Source organism: Pseudooceanicola sp. HF7 (genome assembly GCF_011806405.1).
Lineage (GTDB): Bacteria > Pseudomonadota > Alphaproteobacteria > Rhodobacterales > Rhodobacteraceae > Pseudooceanicola.
In genome coordinates this window covers 21,919-28,026 of record NZ_JAATOW010000047.1, presented here as the reverse complement: position 1 = coordinate 28,026, position 6,108 = coordinate 21,919, and the positions used below count along the sequence as shown (strand labels likewise).

The following is a 6,108-nucleotide window of genomic DNA, read 5'->3' as shown; positions in this document are numbered from 1 at the left end:
CAGCTGCAATCCCAGCGTCATCTCTGCCTTCGGCTGTGCAAGGGCCGGGGCCGAAAGGGCCGCAAGCCCCGCGGCCAGCGCCAGTGTCCACTTGGAGGTCATGGTCTGTCTCCTGTTGTTCCCGGCCACTGCGGACCGTTTTCCCAATTATCGTCTCAGCTTGCCCTAGCCTGCGTCGGGGTCAAGCGCGAAGACCACCGAAAGCTCTGGACCCTATTGCGCAAGATTGTTACTCCCTCGCTACCCGGCACCGCCCCTGCAGGAGGAGCAGAGAATGAGCGCCACGGCCCGCAAGAGCGCCCCCCTTCCCGATGACATCCGTGCATTGAAGGGGCAGCGCCCGATCGTTTCCCTGACGGCCTATACCACGCCCATGGCGGCGCTCATGGACGGCGAATGCGATTTCGTCCTGGTCGGTGACAGCCTTGGCATGGTGCAGCACGGCCTGCCGTCGACCCTGCCTGTCACGATGGACATGATGGTGCTGCACGGCCAGGCGGTTGCGCGTGGGCTGAGCCGCTCCATGCTGGTGATCGACATGCCCTTCGGCAGCTACGAAGAGGGGCCGGAGCAGGCCTTTCGCAATGCCGCCCGCCTGATGGCGGAGACGGGCGCGGCGGCGATCAAGCTGGAAGGCGGCAAGGAGATGGCCGAGACGATCCGCTTCCTGACCCGGCGCGGCATTCCGGTCATGGCCCATGTCGGCCTGACACCGCAGGCCATCAACGTGCTGGGCGGCTACAAGGTGCAGGGGCGCGGCGCAGACGGAGACGCGCTGATGTCGGATGCCCGCGCGGTGGCCAAGGCCGGCGCCTTTGCCGCGGTGCTGGAAAAGGTTCCTGCCGCGCTGGCCGACCGTGTGACCGACTCGCTGAACATTCCCACCATCGGCATTGGCGCTGGCTCCGCCTGCGACGGCCAGATCCTGGTGGTCGATGACATGCTGGGGCTGTTCACCGCCTTCAAGCCGAAGTTCGTCAAGCGTTACGCCCAGCTTGGTCGCCAGGCTGCTGCTGCCGTGGCGGCCTACGGCCAGGACGTCCGCGCCCGCCGCTTTCCCGGCCCGGAGCACAGCTTTGCCGAAACCCCTGGCAAGACGCCTGCGCCCACGGGGGAGGAGAAGATCGTCCGCACGCTGGAGGACCTGCGCGCCCTCACCCGCAGCTGGCGCCGCTGCGGAGAGGTCATCGGCGTGGTGCCCACCATGGGTGCACTGCACGAAGGCCACCTGAGCCTGGCGCGCGCCGCCCGTGCGGAATGCGACCGCGTGATCGTCACGATCTTCGTCAATCCGCGCCAGTTCAACAGCCCCGAAGACCTTGCCAATTACCCGCGCACGGAGCTGGAAGATGCCCGCAAGCTGGCCCCCATCGGCGTCGATGCGATCTACGTGCCCGACGGCGCCCAGATCTATCCCGAAGGCTTCGCCAGCACGGTCAGCGTCACTGGCCTGACGGATGTGCTTTGCGGCGCGCATCGGCCCGGTCATTTCGACGGGGTCGCCACCGTGGTCGCCAAACTTTTCACCCAGACCAGCGCGGAGCGTGCCTATTTCGGGCGCAAGGACTGGCAGCAGTTGCAGGTCGTGCGCCGCATGGCCCGGGACCTGGACCTGGATGTCGACGTCATCGGATGCCCCACGGTCCGCGAAGACAACGGGCTTGCCCTGTCCTCTCGCAACCAGCTGCTCTCCGAAGCCGGGCATGAGACGGCGCCCCTGCTGGGGCAGGTCATGCGCGACATGGCCCAGGCGCTGCGCGAAGGCGGCACCATGGCAGAGATCGCGCCGCAGGCCCGGCAAAGGCTGCTGGACGGCGGCTTCAAGGAAATCGAGTACCTCGACTTGCGCGAGGCCTCCTCGCTGGAAGCGCGCGAGCAGGCCCGGGGCGACACCCGCCTTTTCGCCGCTGCATGGCTGGACGGCGTGCGACTGATCGACAACCTTGCCGTTTCCGGCGAAGGCGCGCCCGTCTGAAAAGGCCGCCCGCCCGTCACCCATGGGCAAGCAGTTCCGCCAGGCTGAGCGCCATGACCTCGGCCGAGCGCAGCATGTCCTCGATCCCGATATATTCATCGGGCTTGTGCGCCAGGTCCAGGATCCCGGGCCCGTAGGCGATGCAATTGTGCAGCTTGCCGATCCGGGCGATGTGCTTCTGATCGTAGGTGCCGGGAGAGACGACGTATTCCGGGGCCCGCCCGTAGGTCTGCTGGATGGCCCGGTGGATGGATTGTACCACCGGCGCGTCCTTTTTCGTCATCGTCGGGGTCACGCCCCACATCTCGCGCAGCTCGTAGGTGAATTTCTCACGTCGCGCGGCGACGCGATCCAGGACTGCCCGGATTTCAGCCTTCACCTCTTCTGGGTCTTCCTCGATCAGGTAGCGACGGTCGATGATCATCCGGGCGCTGTCGGGCACGCAGGCCGAGGGGAAACCGGTTTCATCCTCTCCCGGCTCCGGCAGGCCGCCATGCAGGGAGTTGATGTTCATCGTGGAATGGCGCGCCCCTTCCGGTACCACGGGCATGTCCGTGGTCTTGGCGTGCAGGGCCGGGAACAGCGTATCTTCCATCTCGTTGATCACGGCGCCCATGTGGCGCACGGCGCAATCGCCCAGGAACGGCATGGAGCCATGGGCGATCTCGCCGAAGGTCTCGATCTCTGCCCACCAGACGCCGCGGTGGCCCAGGCAGATGCGGTCCGGGTTCAGTGGTTCGGGGATGATGACGTGCTGGACCTTCTCGAAGAAGCCCTTCTCAGCCAGGTAGGCCACACCTGCATAACCGCCGGATTCCTCGTCCACGGTGCCTGAAATCTCGATCGCGCCGGCCCATTCGGGCACCACGGCGATAAAGGCCTCTGCCGCGACGATGGAGGCCGCAAGCCCGCCCTTCATATCGCAGGCGCCACGGCCATAGACCTTGCCATCCGCGACCTCTCCGCCGAAGGGATCCTTCGTCCAGCCGCGTCCCACTTCGACGACATCGGTATGGGAATTGAAATGAACGCAATCGCCCGGATGCGTGCCGTCCTTTCGCGCCACGATGTTCCAGCGCGGGTAGCGATCGGTATCGCCATGCGCGCCCTTGGCCCGGATCAGCTGCGTTTCGAACCCGGACCCCTTGAGGCGCTTGTCCAGGTATTCACAGATCTCAAGGTAGCACTCGCCCGGCGGGTTCAGCGTGGGAATGCGGATCAGGTCCTGCGTCAGGGCGACCAGGTCGTCACGCCGCGCGGCGATCTCTGCCCGAAGGCGGTCCTGAAGCGGGGCGGAAGAGGGGGCATCGTCTTTCATGCTTCCACGCTGCGCTTGAGGGCACTACGGTCTCAATACCGTATGAATACGGTAGCCCCGGTTTTTCAGGGGTTTTGAGGTCTCAATCGAGAGGAAATGGCAGGATGTCAGCGCAGCCCCCCGGAACCCAGCCCGATTTGGCGGCAGCAGAGCGGCTGGCATGGGACCATGCGCCGGTCGGGTTGGTGATGGCGGAAGATCGCGTGATCCGCGCCTGCAACGCCCCCTTCGCCGCCCTCGTGGAGCGGCCAAGGGAAGAGCTGATTGGCCAGAGCTTCCGCATTCTCTATTCCAGCCCGCAGGAGTTCGAGACGATCCGCGACGTGGGGCTTTCCGCGCTGCGTGATACCGGCATCTACAGCGACGAACGCATGATGCAGCGCGCGCGCTCCGGCACGATCTGGGTCCGCTTCCGCGCCCATACGCTGACTCCGGAGACCCCCCTGGCCCGGATCGTGATGAGCTTTGCCCCCCTGCCCCTGGCAGAGCCCAGCCGCCTGACCCCAAGGGAACGCGACGTGGCGGCGGGCCTGGCGCGCGGTCAGACCAGCAAGGAAATCGCCCGGCAGTTGAGCCTGTCCCCACGCAGCGTGGAGGACGTTCGGGCCCGCCTTTTGAAGAAGTTGGGCGTCAGGAATGCAGCCGAGCTGATTCGAAGACTTGCGGGCCCGGGCCTGTGAAAAGACGATTCGCGTCGGGAAACCGTTGAAATCCACTGAATCGTGGTTAACGCAAACCCCGGAAAAGTCTGCATAAAGCCGGAAACTGCCTCTGGCAGGGTAAATGTTAAAAGTTTCCGCTAGGGCAGGCTTCCGGTTGAATTGCGCGGGTCCCCGTGCCTGCCTAAAGGGTTTCGTCGCCCCCCTGAATTAAGCTGCGGGACCACCACCATGAAAGCGCCGAAACACACTGACGAGGCAGAACGCCTTGCCGCACTTGGTTCCTTCGAAATCCTTGATACGGATACGGAGGAACCCTTTGACGATGTCGTCAAACTCGCTTCTGCCATCTGCGGGATGCCGGTCTCTCTGATCAGCCTCGTGGATGCCGATCGCCAGTGGTTCAAGGCCCGCAGCGGGCTGGATGCCACGGAAACCACGCTTGAGGAATCCATTTGCGCCCATGCGCTGCTGGAAGAAGACGGGTTTCTCGAGATCCAGGATGCCACCAAGGATCCGCGCACGGCGGATAATCCCCTGGTCACCGGGGAAATGGGCCTGCGCTACTATGCGGGCGCGGTCCTCACCAGCACCGAAGGGCAGCCCATTGGGTCGCTCTGCGTTCTGGACACCCAGCCCAACAAGCTGACCGCCCTGCAACGGGATACCCTGCGGGTGCTGGCCCGGCAGGTGATTGCCCAGATGGAGCTCAAGCGCTCCCTGCAACAGGCCGAACTGATGCGGAGAGAGGTCGATCACCGGGTCAAGAACTCGCTCCAGTCGGTCTCTGCCCTGACGCGGATGCAGGCGCGCGACGTGCACAGCGATGAGACCCGCGCAGCACTGGAACATGTGCGGCGGCGGATCGAGACCGTGGCCTCCCTGCATGAACAGCTTTACCGCGCCGAGAACAGCGAGACGATCAACCTGAACGCCTTCGGCACCTCTGTCTGCCGTCTTGTGGGCGGCTCCGCCCCGCCGAATGTCCGGATCGCGTCCAGCTGGCCCACGGTTGACGTGGACGCCAGCGTGGCTGCCGCATTGGGCGTCATCCTGAACGAATTCGCCGCGAACACCTTCAAGCACGCCTTCCCGGACGGCCGCGACGGCGTGATCCGCTGTCACGCAGAGGTCCGCGAGGATTCCCGCTGCGACCTGGTGCTGTCAGATGACGGCGTGGGCCTGCCCGGCGGCGTGACCATGAGCCACGGTTTGGGCATGCAGGTGATCGAAGCCTCCGCCCGTCAGTTGGGCGGCGCCTTCGCGCTTGAGAGCGGACCGCAGGGCACCAAGATCACCCTCGATTTCCCGCTGCAGGACGAAGAGAACCTCGGCCCGGACGCCAATGGCGCCCTGGCCCGGGCCTGAAGAACCGGCGTGCTGGCCTGATTGATCATACCAGCACGTCGCAGGCGGTGCGGATGGCGCGGATGTTCTGACCGTAAGGCGCAGGATCGCTGACCGAACCGCCGTTGAAGACGGCGGATCCGGCCACCAGGACATCGGCGCCGGCTTCGCGCACCAGCGGCGCGGTTTCCGGGGTCACGCCACCATCCACCTCGATATTAATGGGCCGGTCGCCGATCATGGCGCGAAGCTGGCGGATCTTCTCGACTTGCGAGGTGATGAACTTCTGCCCGCCGAAGCCGGGGTTGACGCTCATGACGCAGATCAGGTCGACCATGTCCAGCAGCGGCGCGACGGCTTCGACCGGCGTGCCCGGGTTCAGCGCCAGGCCCGCCTTGCAGCCGGCGGCGCGGACCGCCTGAAGCGTGCGATGGATATGGGGACCGGCCTCGACATGAACGGTCAGCACATCCGCGCCCGCATCGGCGAAGGCCTGGATATAAGGATCGACCGGCGCGATCATCAGGTGGACGTCCATCACCGTGTTGATGTGCTTGCGGATCGCCTTGCAGAGCTGCGGGCCGAACGTGATGTTGGGCACGAAATGCCCGTCCATCACGTCCACGTGGATCCAGTCGGCGCCCTGGGCCTCGACGGCCTCGATCTCGGCTCCGAAATTGGCGAAATCAGCGGAGAGGATGGAGGGGGCGATCTTTAGCGAACGGTCGAAGGTCATGGCGGCACTCCCGGGGCACGAATTTGCCAGCGATATACGGGCTGCGCGTCCACTTTGGAAGTACCGAGGACGC

General features: G+C 65.2%; 5 protein-coding genes and 1 pseudogene. 4 read left to right on the top strand and 2 right to left on the bottom strand.

Annotated features, from left to right (window positions below; genetic code table 11):
• Nucleotides 1-274 precede the first annotated feature (274 nt).
• Nucleotides 275-1,084: pseudogene (gene panB / locus HCZ97_RS18775) on the top strand (3-methyl-2-oxobutanoate hydroxymethyltransferase); the annotation flags it as partial.
• Nucleotides 1,085-1,123: 39 nt separating this feature from the next.
• Nucleotides 1,124-1,975 carry a pantoate--beta-alanine ligase gene (gene panC, locus HCZ97_RS18770; RefSeq protein WP_167690650.1) on the top strand — a complete coding sequence of 284 codons (852 nt, stop codon included), beginning with the start codon at nucleotides 1,124-1,126 and terminating at the stop codon, nucleotides 1,973-1,975.
• A gap of 16 nt (nucleotides 1,976-1,991) precedes the next feature.
• Here panC and HCZ97_RS18765 read toward each other — a convergent pair whose 3' ends face one another.
• Complete coding sequence (locus tag HCZ97_RS18765) at nucleotides 1,992-3,293, bottom strand: acetylornithine deacetylase/succinyl-diaminopimelate desuccinylase family protein (RefSeq protein WP_167690646.1); 1,302 nt, start codon at nucleotides 3,291-3,293, stop codon at nucleotides 1,992-1,994.
• 104 nt (nucleotides 3,294-3,397) lie between these two features.
• On the opposite strand from HCZ97_RS18765, the gene HCZ97_RS18760 reads away from it, so the two are divergent.
• Both HCZ97_RS18760 and HCZ97_RS18755 read left to right on the top strand, forming a co-directional pair.
• Nucleotides 3,398-3,973 carry a PAS and helix-turn-helix domain-containing protein gene (locus HCZ97_RS18760; protein WP_167690645.1) on the top strand — a complete coding sequence of 192 codons (576 nt, stop codon included), beginning with the start codon at nucleotides 3,398-3,400 and terminating at the stop codon, nucleotides 3,971-3,973.
• A 210-nt stretch (nucleotides 3,974-4,183) separates the two neighbouring features.
• The gene (locus HCZ97_RS18755) at nucleotides 4,184-5,320 is read left to right on the top strand and encodes a histidine kinase dimerization/phosphoacceptor domain -containing protein (RefSeq protein WP_167690644.1); all 1,137 of its coding nucleotides are present in this window, start codon (nucleotides 4,184-4,186) and stop codon (nucleotides 5,318-5,320) included.
• A gap of 25 nt (nucleotides 5,321-5,345) precedes the next feature.
• Here HCZ97_RS18755 and rpe read toward each other — a convergent pair whose 3' ends face one another.
• A complete protein-coding gene (rpe, locus tag HCZ97_RS18750) occupies nucleotides 5,346-6,035 on the bottom strand; it encodes a ribulose-phosphate 3-epimerase (protein ID WP_167690643.1) in 690 nt (229 codons plus the stop codon).
• Between the last annotated feature and the right edge of the window lie 73 nt (nucleotides 6,036-6,108).